This is a genomic window from Nonomuraea sp. KM88, from assembly GCF_052245635.1.
Lineage (GTDB): Bacteria > Actinomycetota > Actinomycetes > Streptosporangiales > Streptosporangiaceae > Nonomuraea.
The window spans coordinates 129,766-144,875 of record NZ_JBQQCC010000010.1 but is presented as its reverse complement, the minus strand read 5'-3'; the positions used below and the strand labels follow the sequence as shown (position 1 = coordinate 144,875).

The 15,110-nt window shown below is 72.4% G+C and carries 14 protein-coding genes, 2 tRNA genes and 1 pseudogene; 13 read left to right on the top strand and 4 right to left on the bottom strand.

The window, feature by feature from the left end; genetic code table 11:
* The first annotated feature begins 5 nt into the window (after positions 1 to 5).
* The 4 genes from ACTWPV_RS27945 to ACTWPV_RS27930 all read left to right on the top strand — a co-directional run bounded on the left by ACTWPV_RS27945 (position 6) and on the right by ACTWPV_RS27930 (position 2,247).
* Positions 6 to 1,202, top strand: a complete 1,197-nt coding sequence (locus ACTWPV_RS27945) for a hypothetical protein (RefSeq protein WP_443154067.1) — start codon at positions 6 to 8, stop codon at positions 1,200 to 1,202.
* A gap of 29 nt (positions 1,203 to 1,231) precedes the next feature.
* Positions 1,232 to 1,954, top strand: a complete 723-nt coding sequence (locus ACTWPV_RS27940) for an SDR family NAD(P)-dependent oxidoreductase (protein WP_443154066.1) — start codon at positions 1,232 to 1,234, stop codon at positions 1,952 to 1,954.
* Between the two features lie 80 nt (positions 1,955 to 2,034).
* A tRNA-Gly gene (locus ACTWPV_RS27935) sits at positions 2,035 to 2,106 on the top strand.
* 66 nt (positions 2,107 to 2,172) lie between these two features.
* A tRNA-Val gene (locus ACTWPV_RS27930) sits at positions 2,173 to 2,247 on the top strand.
* A 79-nt stretch (positions 2,248 to 2,326) separates the two neighbouring features.
* Here the strand turns inward: ACTWPV_RS27930 and ACTWPV_RS27925 are convergent.
* Positions 2,327 to 3,498 (bottom strand): annotated as a pseudogene (locus ACTWPV_RS27925) (serine hydrolase domain-containing protein).
* A gap of 307 nt (positions 3,499 to 3,805) precedes the next feature.
* Between ACTWPV_RS27925 and ACTWPV_RS27920 the strand changes: the two are divergent.
* From ACTWPV_RS27920 to ACTWPV_RS27900, 5 genes are all read left to right on the top strand, one after another.
* Positions 3,806 to 6,178, top strand: coding sequence for an ATP-binding protein (locus tag ACTWPV_RS27920; protein ID WP_443154065.1), 2,373 nt, complete (start codon positions 3,806 to 3,808; stop codon positions 6,176 to 6,178).
* A 113-nt stretch (positions 6,179 to 6,291) separates the two neighbouring features.
* Positions 6,292 to 6,771: a hypothetical protein gene (locus ACTWPV_RS27915; RefSeq protein WP_443154064.1), complete on the top strand. Its 480-nt coding sequence runs from the start codon at positions 6,292 to 6,294 to the stop codon at positions 6,769 to 6,771.
* Positions 6,772 to 6,813: 42 nt separating this feature from the next.
* Positions 6,814 to 7,389, top strand: a complete 576-nt coding sequence (locus ACTWPV_RS27910) for an epimerase (protein WP_443154063.1) — start codon at positions 6,814 to 6,816, stop codon at positions 7,387 to 7,389.
* A 116-nt stretch (positions 7,390 to 7,505) separates the two neighbouring features.
* Complete coding sequence (locus tag ACTWPV_RS27905) at positions 7,506 to 8,600, top strand: LLM class flavin-dependent oxidoreductase (RefSeq protein WP_347644345.1); 1,095 nt, start codon at positions 7,506 to 7,508, stop codon at positions 8,598 to 8,600.
* A 39-nt stretch (positions 8,601 to 8,639) separates the two neighbouring features.
* Positions 8,640 to 9,269, top strand: coding sequence for an FMN reductase (locus ACTWPV_RS27900; protein WP_443154062.1), 630 nt, complete (start codon positions 8,640 to 8,642; stop codon positions 9,267 to 9,269).
* A 43-nt stretch (positions 9,270 to 9,312) separates the two neighbouring features.
* On the opposite strand, the gene ACTWPV_RS27895 is transcribed toward ACTWPV_RS27900, so the two are convergent.
* Positions 9,313 to 10,221 carry a superoxide dismutase gene (locus tag ACTWPV_RS27895; protein ID WP_443154061.1) on the bottom strand — a complete coding sequence of 303 codons (909 nt, stop codon included), beginning with the start codon at positions 10,219 to 10,221 and terminating at the stop codon, positions 9,313 to 9,315.
* A 158-nt stretch (positions 10,222 to 10,379) separates the two neighbouring features.
* On the opposite strand from ACTWPV_RS27895, the gene ACTWPV_RS27890 reads away from it, so the two are divergent.
* The 4 genes from ACTWPV_RS27890 to ACTWPV_RS27875 all read left to right on the top strand — a co-directional run bounded on the left by ACTWPV_RS27890 (position 10,380) and on the right by ACTWPV_RS27875 (position 13,220).
* Entirely contained in the window at positions 10,380 to 10,946 is a 567-nt protein-coding gene (locus ACTWPV_RS27890) for a hypothetical protein (protein WP_443154060.1), read from the top strand.
* A 28-nt stretch (positions 10,947 to 10,974) separates the two neighbouring features.
* Positions 10,975 to 11,580 carry a cyclodeaminase/cyclohydrolase family protein gene (locus ACTWPV_RS27885; RefSeq protein ID WP_443154059.1) on the top strand — a complete coding sequence of 202 codons (606 nt, stop codon included), beginning with the start codon at positions 10,975 to 10,977 and terminating at the stop codon, positions 11,578 to 11,580.
* The gene (locus tag ACTWPV_RS27880; protein ID WP_443154058.1) at positions 11,577 to 12,404 is read left to right on the top strand and encodes a bifunctional 5,10-methylenetetrahydrofolate dehydrogenase/5,10-methenyltetrahydrofolate cyclohydrolase; all 828 of its coding nucleotides are present in this window, start codon (positions 11,577 to 11,579) and stop codon (positions 12,402 to 12,404) included. Before ACTWPV_RS27885 ends, ACTWPV_RS27880 begins: the two co-directional genes overlap by 4 nt.
* Before the next feature lie 87 nt (positions 12,405 to 12,491).
* Positions 12,492 to 13,220, top strand: a complete 729-nt coding sequence (locus tag ACTWPV_RS27875; protein WP_443154057.1) for a type 1 glutamine amidotransferase — start codon at positions 12,492 to 12,494, stop codon at positions 13,218 to 13,220.
* Here ACTWPV_RS27875 and ACTWPV_RS27870 read toward each other — a convergent pair.
* The gene (locus ACTWPV_RS27870) at positions 13,189 to 13,929 is read right to left on the bottom strand and encodes a sulfite exporter TauE/SafE family protein (protein ID WP_347643890.1); all 741 of its coding nucleotides are present in this window, start codon (positions 13,927 to 13,929) and stop codon (positions 13,189 to 13,191) included. The two genes, ACTWPV_RS27875 and ACTWPV_RS27870, sit on opposite strands and share 32 nt — an antisense overlap.
* Positions 13,930 to 13,992: 63 nt before the next feature.
* Positions 13,993 to 15,081, bottom strand: a complete 1,089-nt coding sequence (locus tag ACTWPV_RS27865) for an alpha/beta hydrolase (protein WP_443154056.1) — start codon at positions 15,079 to 15,081, stop codon at positions 13,993 to 13,995.
* Positions 15,082 to 15,110: the final 29 nt, after the last annotated feature.

The window sequence follows — 15,110 nt, the reverse complement described above, 5'->3', positions numbered from 1 at the left end:
GCGGCATGGCCTTCGACCCACTGCAGGAGCGGGGCGTCCCGCTGGACGAGCAGGTGCGTGACTGGCGCGAGCTGGACGTCACGCCCATCGACGCCGACCGCTGCGATCCGTACACGCGGTGCCGGATCATCACGATGAACGGCATCGAGGTGGAGGCGATCATGTTCAGCCACCACCTGGCCCGGCACTGCCAGGATCAGGAGATCAGGCGGCAGCTCGCTCGCGTGCGCTCCATCGAGGCGCAGCAGCAGAAGGCGGTCAACTGGCTGCTGCCCGGATCGGCCTCGGTGCTGGAGACGACGATCGCGTACGAGCAGGTGGCCGTCGACCTGACCGCGTGGGTGGCCCGGATGGAGCCGGACGCGTATCTGAGGCAGGCCTACGAGTTCGGCGTGCTGGAGGACTTCGACCACCTCTACCGCTACGCCAACCTCTACGAGATGATCGAGCACCGCAAGGCCGAGAAGATCGTCGACCAGCTCACCGAGGTGATGCCCGGCCGGCCGACCTACCTGCACCACCGCGACCCCGTCGACAACGTCCGCGAGCCCTACGACCGGCGCAGGACCGAGCCGCTGTCGCGGCTGCACGCGCTGACCGTCATGTCGGCCGAGCAGCAGACCATGAACTTCTACATGAACGTCGGCCCGATGTACATGGAGCCCATCGCCCGGCAGCTCTACCAGGAGATCGGCCTCGTCGAGGAGGAACACGTCACCCACTACGAGTCGCTGGTCGACCCCGGCGAGAGCTGGTGGGAGATGCTGCTCAACCACGAGTACAACGAGTGCTACCTCTACTACTCCTTCATGGAGACCGAGTCCGACCCCAAGGTGAAGAACATCTGGGAGCTCCACCTCAACATGGAACTGGAGCACCTGCGGCTGGCGGCCGAGCTGTTCAAGCGGCACGACGGCCGCGACCCCGACCAGGTGCTCGCGCCCGCGCTGCCGCCGCCGGTGACGTTCGAGCCGAACAAGCAGTACGTCCGCGATCTCCTCGCCACCCGGATCGACCACACCACCCTGGGCACCGGCTACGTGCAGGAGGCGCACGAACGCTTCGAGAAGATGCAGGAGGCGATCATGGGCGGCGAGAAGGCGCCTTCCGAGCGGGTCGTCGACGACAACCGTGCCATCACCGGCATGGAGTACCGCCTGGAGACCGAAGGGCCGCATCCCGCGGGCCTCCGGCTCAGGTGACGACGAGCCCGGCCACTAGAGTCGGGCCCATGTCAGTCGCCCTCGTCACCGGCGCGTCGCGCGGCCTCGGAGCCGTCATCGCGCGCAGGCTCGCCGCCGACGGCCTGGCCGTCGCCGTCAACTACCGCTCCAACGGCGCAGGCGCCCAGGACGTCGTCTCCGCCGTACGGGAGGCGGGCGGCACCGCGGCGGCGTTCGCCGCCGACGTCACCGACGAGGCCGGGGTCACGGACCTGGTGGCCGCCGTCGCCGAACGGCTGGGCCCGGTGGACGTGCTGGTGGCCAACGCGACCGGCCCGCAGCCCTCCGTCGCCGTCGAGGACCTCACCTGGCAGTCGCAGCTCGACCAGCTGACGTTCTTCGTCAAGAGCCCCACCCTGCTCGTACGGGCGGTGCTGCCCGGGATGAAGGAACGCGGCGGCGGCCGCGTCATCCAGATCGGCTCCGACATCGTCGACCGCAAGCTGCCCGGCATGTCCGCCTACATCGCCGCCAAGAGCGCCCAGCACGCGATGACCCTGGCGTGGGCCCGCGAGCTCGGCCCGTACGGCGTCACGGTCAACATCGTCGCCCCCGGCTGGATCCCGGTCGAGCGGCACGCGGGCCTCGACGAGAGCGGCTACCGCGCCGAGGTGCCGCTGGGCCGGATGGGCACGCCCGGCGACGTGGCGGCGGCGGTGTCCTACCTCGCTTCCGACGGCGCCGCCTTCGTCACCGGGCAGTGCCTCACCGTCAACGGCGGCCACACCTGACCTGGGCGGATCTCCTCAGTTTGGGGACCAGGCCGGGATTCGCTAGAGTTCTCTCGTCGCCCGGCGCGAGCGGGGCACACGCGGAAGTGGCTCAGTGGTAGAGCATCACCTTGCCAAGGTGAGGGTCGCGGGTTCGAATCCCGTCTTCCGCTCGGAGCTTGTGGCTCGGTGGCGTGCCCGAGAGGTGGGGCGGTGACCTGCGTCTCCTCGCCACGCAAGGACGATTAGCTCAGCGGGAGAGCGCTTCCCTGACACGGAAGAGGTCACTGGTTCAATCCCAGTATCGTCCACCAGGCATCATGGGGCGGCGTTGCGCCGTCCGCGCGTTACCGAGGCCTCGCCTGGGCAGGGCGTGCCGCCGCCAGGACGTTCTCACGCCTGCCGTCCGCAGAGGGCGGCGGTCGCGGCCTGCTGCAGGGCGCCGATCACCCGCTGGTAGTCCGCACCGAAGAAGTCGCGGTGCGTGACCGACAGGGACACATGCCTCCGCCCGTCCTCGGAGTGCAGCGACTGGGTGGAGAAGCCCTGGATGCCGCCGTCCTTGCCCCACGCCGTCATCCCGCACCGCAGGGTCAGCCGCATCAGGCCCAGACCGTCCCTGCCGCCGTCGGGGCTCCCGGTCGCGACGGTGGTCTTCATGGCCGCCAGTTGCTGAGGCGGGAGCAGCTCTCCACCGAGCAGGGCGGCGAAGAAGCGGTTGAGGTCACCGGTGGTCGAGATGATCTCACCGGCGGCTCCGGCCCAGGACGGGTTGAGGCGCGTGACGTCAGCGGATCGTACGCCCCCGCCGGGTTCGGCGACCTTGAGGTAGCCATGGGCGTGGGGTCCGGGGTCGCCGTCCGCGTGCCGGGGACGGACGTGTGCCTGAGCCGTAGCGGCCGGAGGACGCGCCGCTCGACCTCCTCCGCGTAGGTGTGCCCGGTGACCTTCTCGATGATGAGGCCGGCCAGGACATAGTCGGTGTTGGAGTAGTGCCAGCCGGTCCCGGGCGGGAAATACGGCGGGCGGCCGGTGGCCATGCGTACGAGGCGCTCCGGCGTGTACGTGGCGAAGCGCACCTTGGTGAGAAATCGCTCGCCCTTCATGGGCAGCGCCTCGGTGTCCTCCAGGTATTCGCGCAGCCCGGAGGTGTGGTTGAGCAGCTGGCGGACGGTGATGTCGCGGCCGCCGGGCACCAGGCGGGGCAGGTGCCGTTCGATCGGGTCGTCCAGGCCGACGCGCCGCTCCGCCACGAGCTGGAGCAGGACGGTGGCGGTGAACGTCTTGGTGGTGCTGCCGATGCGGAAGCGGCCCCGCGCGGGCACGGGCCGCCGCCCGCCCAGCTCGGCGGTGCCGCTGACGCCGCGCCACCGCCCCCGCGCGTCGACCACCTCCGCCTGCGCGCCGACCGCCCCCGCCTCGACGATGGCGTCAAGTGAGCGCTGCAGATCCGCGCGCGTGCCCGTCGCGGCGCCGCTCTGCGCCGCCGGCACGAGTGCCAGGGCCAGCGCGGCCACGGGGACGAGGCGCCACGCACGGCGCGTCCTGTACGTGCTCGATCTCATGGAAGACCCCCTGAACGTGTCATGTGTGGTGTCGTGGGTGAGCCGCATCGGGTGCGTCACGGACGCGGTGGCCCGGTCCGGAGAGCTCTCATCACGCCGCACCACGCTAGGAAAGGCGCCGCCGCGCCGCCTCCCCCGGCTGGGGGAAGGAGCGCCGCGCCCCTGGACGAGCCGGCGAGCGGCAACGGCCATCTCACCGCGCCGGAGACAGCCTCTGAATCGGCCGGCACATAACGTGGTTATGTCTGGTCCTTATGGGGCAGCCTGATCCGCTGGCGCAACCCTTTTCGAGGCAATGGTGACTGTGGTGACGACCCTCAACAAGCGGCGCCCGGTGTCACGGCTGCCGGTCGAGGTGACGAGTTTCGTGGGGCGCCGGCACGAAGTGGCCGAGGTCCGGCGAGTCCTCGGCGCGGCCAGGGTGGTGACGCTGACGGGCGTCGGGGGCGTCGGCAAGTCCCGGCTGGCCCTACGGGTCGCCGCGGAGGTCCGGCCGGCCTTCCGCGACGGTGTCTTCCTGGTCGAGCTGGCCGGGCTGGAGAGCCCGGCGCTCCTGCCCAGGGCGCTGATCAGCGCCCTGGAGATCCGGGACCAGTCCTCGCGCCCGCCGATGGACACGCTCATCGAGCGGCTGCAGGACCATCAGATTCTCGTGGTCCTCGACAACTGCGAGCACCTCCTGGACGAATGCGCCCTGATCGCCCAGACGATGGTTCGCTCCATCGCCGGCCTGCGTATCCTCGCCACCAGCCGGCAGGCGCTGGGCATCGAGGGAGAGCAGGTGCTGGCCGTGCCGACGTTGTCGCTGCCTGAGCCGGACCTCCCGGGACCGCGCGGGGGCTCCTTCACCACCCACCCGGACGCGGTGCGGCTGTTCGCCGACCGCGCCACGGCCGTGCTGCCCGGCTTCGCCGTCACCGAGTCCAACCGTGAGGTCATCGAGCGGATCTGCCGCCACCTGGACGGCATCCCGCTCGGGATCGAGCTGGCGGCCGCGCGCCTGCGGTCGCTCTCCATCGAGCAGCTGATGGCCCGCCTGGACAACCGGTTCCAGCTGCTCACCGCGGGAAGGCGGGCGGTGCTGCCGCGGCAGCAGACGCTGCGGGCGCTGATCGACTGGAGCCACGGCCTGTGCACCGAGAAGGAACAGCTGCTGTGGGCCCGCGCCTCCGTGTTCGCCGGCGGTCTCGACCTGGAGGCGGCCGAGGCGGTGTGCTCCGGCGACGGCATCGACCGCGACGAGGTCATCGATCTCGTGACGGGGCTGATCGACAAGTCGGTGCTGGTCCGCGACGACCGCTCCCCCGCGGCGCCGGCCGTCCGCTACCGGCTGCTGGAGACGATCAGGCAGTACGGCCGCGAGCGGCTCGTCGCACTGGGCCAGGAGGCGGCGCTGCGTCGGCGGCACCGCGACTACTTCCGCGGCCTCGCGGCCGGATACCGCGCCAACGTCTTCGGGCCCTCGCTGGTGACCTGGTCCGCCAGGCTGCGAGCCCACCACGCCAACCTGCGCCGGGCTCTCGAGTACTGCTTCGCCGACCCCCAGGAGGCCCCGACCGGCCTGGCCATGGCCGCCGACCTGTTCCACCAGTGGGCGGCCGGAGCCTACCTGGGCGAGGGTTGCGACTGGCTGGACCGAGGGCTGGCCGCGGCCGGCGAACAGGACGAGGTGTACGCCAGGGCCCTGTGGTCCCGCGCGTGGCTGTCCATCATCCAGGCCGACGTCGACTCCGCCGAGACGATGTTGCGCGAGGCCGGGGCGATCGGCGCGAGGCTCGGCGACGAGTCGGCGCAGGCGTACGCGACGCTCTGCTCCGGCATGATCAAGATGTACCGGGGCGACCCCGGGTCAGCCGTCACCTGCTACGAAAGGGCCGGGGCCCTGCACCGGGCGGTGGGCGACCCCATGGGGCTCGCGCTCTCCCTCGTCTGGACCTGCCTGGCCCGCTCCTTGCGGGGCGACTCGGCAGGCGCCCTCTCCGCGGGCGAGCAGTGCGTCGTCCTCTGCGACACCCACGGCGAACGCTGGGTCAGGTCCTACGCGCACTTGGCGCTCGGCGTGGAGACCTGCCGGCACGGCGACACCCGGCGGGCGGCGGCGTACGCGAAGGAGAGCCTGCGGTTCCAGCGGACCATCGACGACCTGCTGGGCGTCAGGTTCAACATGGAGGTGCTGGCGTGGATCGCCGCCACCGAGGGGCGGCACGAGCGGGCGGCCGTGCTGCTGGGCACGCTCAGGACCGTCCGCCGGATGATCGACGTCATGCCGCTCGAATACGTCTACGTCCTGCGCCACTACGACGACTCCGAGGCGCGCACCCGCGAGGCGCTCGACGAGGCGGACTTCGAGGAGGCCGTCAGGCGGGGGTCCCGGCTCTCCTACGACGAGGCGCTCGCGTACGTCCTGGAAGAACATCCGCCCCGGGAAGGCGCGCCCCGCGCCGGTGCGTCCCGGCCCGGCGCGTCCCAACCACACAGGGCCGCGTCGGCGCAGCCGCTGACGCGTCGCGAGATGGAGATCGCCCGCCTCGTGGCCCAGGGCATGAGCAACAAGGAGATCGCCGCCACCCTGGTGATCGCGCAGCGCACCGCCGAGGGGCACGTCGAGCACATCCTGACCAAGCTCGGGTTCACCTCCCGCACCCAGATCGCCATCTGGGTCACCGACCAGGAACGGTGATCCTCGGGCGCGCCTTCGCCCCCGTAACGGGCCCTTTGTCACATATGCGCGGCGTAATGCGTCTTATGGATAGACCCGTTCTCAGCCGAGCTTCCTGTACGAGGTGATTCCCCTTGCCGCCCACTCCGGACGCCTCCTACGCCGACCCGGAATCCCTGCGGATCGACGTCGGCGCCAGCGAAGGGCTGATCTCGACGGGCCCGCGACTCCTGCGCACGCTCCCGTCGTTCCACGGCTCGATCTACCTGCGGCCGGCCGGTTCGCTGGCCGGCTTCGCGCTGAGATTCCCGCTGCCGCTGCCCGACCGCGAAGAGCTGGTGTGGGAGGCGGTGGAACTCGGTGCGGGCCGGCTGCCGCAGGAGGTCAGCGGGCAGGGCACCCTGCGGCTGGGGCGGCGGCAGGCCTTCGGGCGCGTGTCAGGCGTGTGCGCGGAGGTGCCCGGAGGGCGCTCCGGCCGCCCGTACCTGAAGATCGTGCTGGAAACGCGGCTGCCGTCACTGGCGCTGCGCTGGCCGCCCGAAGCCCGGCACCGGCTGCGGCAGGCCAGGCTCAGGCTCTTCACCGAGATCCGCCCGGACCCGATGAGAAACTAGGGAGCCACCGGGGTCGAGGCCGGAGCGGGGGGCGAGCCAGGCGTGAAGGTGATCCTGTTCGGGGCGGCCGGGACGGTCGGGCGCGGGGTGCTCCGCCAGTGCCTGCTCGACGACCGGGTGACCGCGGTGCTCGCGGTCGGCCCCGCCCCGACGGGGGTCGTCCATGACAGGCTGCGCGAGATCGTGCGCGCCGACCTGCTCGACCTGGCGCCGGTCGAGGCCGGGCTCCGCGGCCACGACGCGTGCTTCTTCTGCCCGGGCGGCCCGGGACGCCCGCGCGCCGCGGGCGAGACGCTCGCGCGGCTCAACCCCGGTTCGGCCTTCGTGTACGTGTCGGGGGCCAGGGTCGACCGCGCGGCCGAGGAGGCGCTGCTCGCGCTGCCGTTGCGGTCCTACGTGTTCCGGCCGGGCCCGGTCCGGCCGGAAGGCGGCGTCACGGCGAGGACCGGGCTCCACCGGCTGGCGTACATCGTCGTCCGGCCGCTCTATCCCGTCCTGCGGAGGGTCCTCCCCGCGACGGCGACCACGCCCGGGCAGATCGGCCGGGCGATGATCACGGTCGCCGAGCGCGGCGCGCCCCGGCGGGTGCTCGGGCCCGCCGACATCAACGCGCTCTGACCCGGCCTCCCGTGCCCACGGCTCGTCCGCGGCCGATGGCGGATGATGGAATATCGGGACGGGCTTCGGCGCTACCCTTATTGTCAAATGTTCAACAGTCATGGACGGTGACTAAAGTGCAGTTCGGGATCTTCAGCGTGGGCGACGTGACCACCGACCCCACCACGGGCCGGACGCCGACCGAGCGCGAGCGCATCAAGGCGATGGTGACGATCGCGCTCAAGGCCGAGGAGGCCGGCCTCGACGTGTTCGCGACGGGTGAGCACCACAACCCGCCCTTCGTGCCGTCCTCGCCGACCACCATGCTCGGCTACATCGCCGCCAGGACGGAACGGCTGATCCTGTCCACGGCCACGACGCTGATCACCACCAACGACCCGGTGAAGATCGCCGAGGACTACGCCATGCTGCAGCACCTGGCCGACGGCCGGGTGGACCTCATGATGGGCCGGGGCAACACCGGCCCGGTCTACCCGTGGTTCGGCCAGGACATCCGGCAGGGCATCCCGCTGGCCATCGAGAACTACGCGCTGCTGCACCGGCTGTGGCGCGAGGACGTCGTCGACTGGGAGGGCCGCTTCCGCACCCCGCTGCAGGGCTTCACCTCGACGCCGCGCCCGCTCGACGGGGTGCCGCCGTTCGTGTGGCACGGCTCGATCCGCACCCCCGAGATCGCCGAGCAGGCCGCCTACTACGGCGACGGCTTCTTCGCCAACAACATCTTCTGGCCGAAGGAGCACTTCATCCGCCTGATCAACCTCTACCGGCAGCGCTACGCCCACTACGGCCACGGCACGCCCGAGCAGGCCATCGTCGGGCTGGGCGGCCAGGTGTTCATGCGCAGGAACTCGCAGGACGCGGTGCGGGAGTTCCGCCCGTACTTCGACAACGCCCCCGTGTACGGCCACGGGCCGTCGCTGGAGGAGTTCACCGCGGAGACGCCGCTCACGGTGGGCAGCCCGCAGCAGGTCATCGACAGGACGCTGGAGTTCAGGGAGCACTTCGGCGACTACCAGCGGCAGCTGTTCCTCATGGACCACGCGGGTCTGCCGCTGAAGACGGTGCTGGAGCAGATCGACCTCCTCGGCGAGGAGGTCGTGCCGGTGCTGCGCGAGGAGTTCGCCAAGGGCCGCCCCGCCGAGGTGCCCGGCGCCCCGACCCACGCCTCCCTGCTCGCGGCGAAGGACTCCGGCGCGCCCGTCACCGCCTGACCCCGATTCCCCGAAGGACTTCTGGAAGGACCGACGTACATGAAGCTCGCCATCGTCACGGCCGGACTGACGCAGCCCTCCTCCACCCGCCTGCTCGCCGACCGCCTCGCCGAGGCGGCGCGCCGGCGGCTGGAGGAGCGGGCGGAGCCGGTGGACGTACGCGTGATCGAGCTGCGCGAGCTGGCCGTGGACGTCGCCGGCGCGTTCGTGGCCGGCTTCCCCAACGCCCGGCTCCGGGGGGCGATCGAGGAGGTGACGGAGGCCGACGGGCTCATCGCGGTCACGCCGATCTTCAGCGGCTCGTACAGCGGCCTGTTCAAGAGCTTCTTCGACGTGATCGACAACACCGCGCTGGAGGGCAAGCCCGTGCTCATCGCCGCCACCGGCGGCACCGCCCGCCACTCGCTGGCGCTGGAGCACGCGCTGCGGCCGCTGTTCGCCTACCTGCGCGCGATCGCCGTCCCGACGGCCGTCTACGCGGCGTCGGAGGACTGGGGCGGCGGTGGCGACGCCTTCACCGACGGCCTCGGCGAGCGCGTCGCCCGCGCGGCGGACGAGCTGGCCGGGCTCATGGAGAGCCGCGCGCCCCGGCGGGACGACGCCGAGGAGGTCGTCCCGTTCGAGCAGCAGCTCGCGGCCCTGCGCCCGGCGAACGGCCAGGTCCGCTGACCACCTCGGGAGCGCGGAGCGGCCGCGCCCCCCGAGGTCCTTCTCAGCGCTTGACGGCGACCACCGTGTACGGTGTCTCCGGCGTCGGCGTCGTGGTGAAGCGGGCGTTGGGCAGGTAGAGCCGGTGGCCGTGGGCGGCGACCGTCGTGGGCACGTCGAAGCGGGGGTCGGTCAGCCGCTTGACGATCTTGCCGGACGAGGCGTCGCGCGCCAGTTCGACGGCGGCGACCGTGTTGAGCCGGTTGAGCACGGCGTACAGGGTGCGGCCTGACAGGAGCAGGCCGTCGCCGTTGGCGAGCGCCTCGCCGCCCAGGTCCACCTCCGTGGTGGCGCCGGAGGACGGGTCGGCCTCGAACAGCTTGCCGGTGTTCGACTGGACGATCAGCAGTGACCTGCGGTGGGGGCTGGGGGCGATGCCGTTCGCGTTGATGCCGGTGCCGTACTCGATGTCGCCCTTGAGCGGGATCTTGACGGCCTTGGCGGGGAGCGCGCCGCCGCGCCCGAGCTCCAGCTTGTAGAGCACCGGGTTGGTGGGGTCGGTGAAGTAGGCGGCGCCGCGGGTGAGGATGACGTCGTTGACGAACGACTCGCCGGTGGCCAGCGTGTACGACCTGATCACTTTGCCCGTGCGCAGGTCGACCACCCGGGCGTCGCCGCCCGTCCCTCCGGCCACGAACAGCCGCCGCCCGTCCGTCTCGAGACCGAGCGACGGCGTGCCCGGCCCTTTGCTGACGACGGACCCCTTCCCGGTGCGCAGGTCGGCCCGGTAGATGTCACCGGTCGCGCGGGAGCCGAAGTAGGCGTACGGTCCCGGCCCGATCGCGATGCCCTCGGGCTGGAACCCGTCGGGCAGGTCGAACGTGTCGGGCTTGCCCGTGGCCTGCGCGGGGACACCGCCCACGAGGAGGGCGGCCAGGGCGCTGAGTGCGGTCTTCAGGATCGCGGATCTCATGCGGCCCACGATGCCCGCGCACGCCCAGGCGGGCAACGGCCGCCGGCGGGCTTCACAGCGATTTCGCAGGAACGTCCACGGGAGAAGCCGAGGGGCCCCTCACGCGGACGGATGCCGCACGGTAGCTTGGGACAGAGCCGAACAAACGGGGTTTTAACATGTCAAACGGTGCCCGTCATGGTCTCGGAGTGGTCGCCGGGCTGCTCCTGCCTCCGCTGATCGCCGTCGGACTGTCGTTCGGAGTCGGCGATTTCGCGACGCGTCTGAGGGTCGCGTACGAGCTCTCCTGGCTCGGGCTGGTCGTCATCGCCGTGTCGGCGATCGCGCTCGCCTTCCTGGTCGGCTCCCGCCTGTCGCCGGTGGCGTCGCTGCTCGGGGGCCTCATGTTCACCGCGCTGGGTGTCCTGCCCCTCCTGGAGATGTTCACCCGCCAGCGGCTCCTGCCGAGCCAGTGGCTGCCCGACACCGTCGGGATCGGCTACCAGACCCTGGCCTACTCCTGCCTGCTGCTCTTCCTCGGCATCACGACGCTGGTGGTCTCCATGTTCCCGTCGAGGTGGCGGGCCGCCCACCGGCCACCACCTCCCGACCACCACCTCGAGCACGGCCTCGATTACGGTCACGCGTACGGCCCCGCCCAGGACCCGTACCCGCCGCAGAGCGGCCCCGCCTACCCGCCGCAGAGCGGCCCCGGCGACACCACGCGGCCGATGTTCCGCGAATGAGCCGGGCACGGCCTGGCAGAATGCCGCCATGCGCGACTCTAAGATCGTCGACTTCCTGACCGAGCTGGCCGACAGGGTGCCCGCACCCGGCGGCGGCGCGACCGCGGCCCTGCACGCGGCCCAGGCCGCCGCGCTGCTCGGCATGGTGGCCCGCTACACCACCGGCGAGAAGTACGCCGATCACGCCGGCACCGTCGCCGGCGTGATCGCCGAGACCGACGCCCTGCGGGGGCAGGCACTGAAGCTGGCCGAGGAGGACGCCGCGACCTTCACCGCGGTCACCGACGCCTACCGCCTGCCCAAGGGAGAGGAGCGCAGCGCGGCCATCGCCAGGGCGCTGGCCGCCGCCGCCGAGCCGCCCGCCCGCGTGGCCGAGACGGCCACGCGCGTCGTCGAGCTGTGCGAGGTGCTGCTGCCCGTCGCCAACCGCAACCTCGTCACCGACGTGGCCGCCGCCGCGGACGCCGCGCGCGCCGCGCTCTCCACCGCCAGGGTGAACGTCGAGGTCAACCTGAGCGGCATCGAGGACGAGCGGGCACGCCATGAGCTGACCGGCCGCCTGTCCGGCGTCGACGCGACCATCGCCAGAGCCGGCGCCGTGACCGCCTCCGTACGCGAGGAGGTCAACCCGTGAAGGCGCTGCCGGGCAAGGACCTGGCCGCCGCCATCCGCGCCCGGACGCAGGCCGAGGCGGCCGCCGGCCCGCAGCCGCGCCTGGCGGTGGTGGTGGCCACGGCCGACGAGGCGAGCCTGTGGTACGTCCGCTCGATCGCCAAGGCGGCGGTCGGCGTGGGCATCGCCTGCGACCTGGTCGACCTGGGCCCCGGCGCGACCTCCGACCAGATCGGCGAGACGCTGACCCGGCTCAGCACGGACGCCGGCGTGCACGCCGTGATGATGCAGACACCCCTGCCGGAGGGCGCTTCGGCGCAGGAGCTGGCCGGCGCGATCGACCCGCGCAAGGACGTCGACGGCGCCAACCCGCTCTCGCTCGGCCGGCTGGCGGCGGGACTGCCCGCGTTCCCGCCCGCCACGGCGGCCGCCGTGATGGCGCTGCTCGACCACCACGAGGTGGAACTGGAGGGGCGGCACGCCGTGGTGGTGGGCCGTTCCACCGTGGTGGGCAAGCCGCTGGCGCACCTGCTGCTCGACCGGAACGCCACCGTCACCGTCTGCCACTCGCGCACCCGCGACCTGGCCTCCGTCACCTCCACGGCCGAGGTGCTGGTCGCCGCGGCAGGCCGAGCCGGGTTGATCGGCGCCGCGCACGTCGCCCCCGGCGCGGTGGTGATCGACGTCGGCACCAACCCCACCGAGGACGGCGGGCTGACCGGCGACGTCGCCTCCGACGAGGTCGCCGCCGTGGCCGGCGCGCTCACCCCGGTGCCCGGCGGCGTGGGGCCGGTGACGACCGCCCTCCTGCTCCGCCACACCGCCAGGGCCGCTAACCTGCCGTGACCCCGGTCCCTTCCACGCCGTGCTTCCACGCCATGCTTCCACGCCATGCTTCCACGCCATGTTCGCGAACCCCAGCGGAGGCCCACGATGGGTGATGTCCTGATCGTCCAGAACAGCCGCAGCGGCGGCCCCGGCCGCGTGGGCGGATGGCTTGAGGACGCCGGACTGAAGCTGGACGTCGTGCACGCCCACGACGGCGCTCCCCTGCCCGGCCGCCTGGAGCACGACGCCATGATCGTGCTGGGCGGGGGCTACCTGCCCAGCGAGGACGACAGGGCGCCGTGGCTGGCCGGCACCCGGCGGCTGGCGGCCCAGGCGCTGGCGGACGGCGTGCCGTTCTTCGGGATCTGCCTGGGCGGCCAGCTCATAGCCGAGGTGGCGGGAGGCGTGGTGACCGGCGACACCGGAGCGCCCGAGAACGGCAGCGTCCCGGTCACGATCCGGCCCGAGGCCGCCACCGACCCGCTCTTCCACGACCTGCCCCCGGTGGTTCCCGCCGTCGAGCACCACAAGGACGCCGTCACCGGGCTGCCCGAGGGGGCCGTGCACCTGGCCGAGACGGCGGCGTGCCCGTACCAGGCGTTCCGGGTGGGCGAGCGGGCGTGGGGCGTGCAGTTCCACCCGGAGGTGACGCCCGCGCGCATCCGTGAGTGGCGGGCCGAGGGGTTCGACCCCGGAGAGGTCTACGAGCGGGCGGTGGCGGACGAGCCGGTGTCCACGCCCGTCTGGCGCCGGGTCACCGGCAGGTTCGCCGCGCTCGCGAAGGAACGGGCGGGCGTCCCGGTCAGGTCACGTACGAATCCCAGCCCAGCTTGATCGCCACGGCCAGCCCGCAGGCCGCCGCCAGGTACCGCAGCCCCGAGCCCGGCATCCTGCGGGCGATCTTGGGGCCGGTCCATCCGCCGAGCAGGAACCCGGCCGCCAGCGGCGCCGCCGCACCCCAGTCCACCGGGCCGAACAGCGCGAACCCGAGCGCCGCCACCGCGTTCGCCAGCCCGGACAGCACGTTCTTCATCGCGTTGAGCTTGGCCGCGGGCTGGGCGAACGTGGCGGCCAGCACGGCGAACACCATCAGGCCTCCGGCCGCGCCGAAATAGCCGACGTAGATCGTCACGGCGAACAGCCCCACCCGCGCCGCCAGCCCGTGCTCGCCGTCCGCCCGGCCGGACGGCGGGCGGGCCAGCAGCAGCGAGGCCATCGCGATCAGCCACGGCGCGATCAGCTCGAACGTCTCGGCAGGGGTCACCAGCAGCAGGAACGCGCCCGTCGCGCCGCCGATCGCGGCCACCGGGCCGAGGCGGAGCATCCGGCCGCCCTCACCGGCCAGTTCGGGCCGCGAGCCCGCCGCGGCGCCGATGCCGGTGAAGACCAGGGCGACGGTGTTGGTGACGTTCGCGGTCAGCGGGGGCAGGCCGAACGCCAGCAGCGCCGGGTAGGAGACGACCGACGCGAGGCTCACGACCGTGCTCACCACGCCGGCCACCACACCGACGCCGAGCAGTCCGAGCACCTCTCCGACGATCACCTGGACATGCTAGGCGGTGACCGGTTCGTCCCCTTCGGGCGGGTGGCGGGCTTCTTGCCACGCTCAGGTGAGCGCGGCGGTGATGGCCTCCGCCGCTGCCCGCCAGATCGAGGTGGTGGGAGTGATGACGTCGAAGTGGTCGCCGGGCTGTTCCAGGTACGTCACGTCGTCGCCGGCCCGTCCGGCGGCCTCGGCGTAGCGGCGGCCGAAGTCGATCAGGTCCAGGTCGTCGGCGGCGCCCTGGACGACGAGCTGCGGCACGCCGATCGGCACTCTGAGCAGTGGCGACCCGGCCCTGTGGACGTCTGCTCCCCCGGACGACCGTTCCTCGCGACCGCCCATGGCGGCGGCGACGGCGCCGGAACCGAGCCACCGCCGCTCGGCCTCGACCAGGTCGAGCACGCCCGCTAGCGACACCGCCAGCGCGGCCCGCGCCCCGTCGGCCACCGCCCGCAACGCCAGCTGGGCGCCGGCCGAGTGTCCTCCTACCGCGATCCGATCGAGGTCCAGCGGGGTGCGGGGACGAAGGGCGTGGAGGGTGGCCAGGCCGGTGGCGACGTCGGCGGTGGTGGCGTGCCAGCCATGCGTGTCGGGACGGCGGTATTCGAGGTTCCACACCGCGAACCCGCGCCCCGCCAGGTCGGCGCAGAGTGCCTCCATGAGGTCCGCGGCCCAGATCGAGCGCCAGTATCCGCCGTGGACCAGCGCCACGACCGGCGGCCTGGGCACGCCCTCCGGTACGTACAGATCACCCCATTGATCGCGGGACGGTCCGTAAGGGATCCTCAGGGGACTGTGGCGTACCCGGTTGAGGGCGTGCCGGATGCCCCAGCTCAGGCCGCTGAGCCCGCGCCCGTGCAGGTGGGAGGCGCCCTCCCCCGGCTCGACGCCGTCGGCCCGGTGCGTGTCCACCCAGACCACGGCTCCGAGCGGCCGTCCGATGAGGGCGCGCACCTCGGCCTCGGGCCCGGGGATCACGACCGCCCCGTCCCGCACGAGCGACAGCAGGTGAGAGGCGTCGCGGGCGTGGACGAGGGTGCCCCGCACGCCCAGGGCGGCGAATTCGCGGCCGGCGACCCGCGCCAGCAGCGCCGGGTCGGCGACGACCCCCGGACCGACGATCACCGGTACGTCCACCGGAACTTCGTTCATGACGACCGACCCTACGCAACGATCTCCGG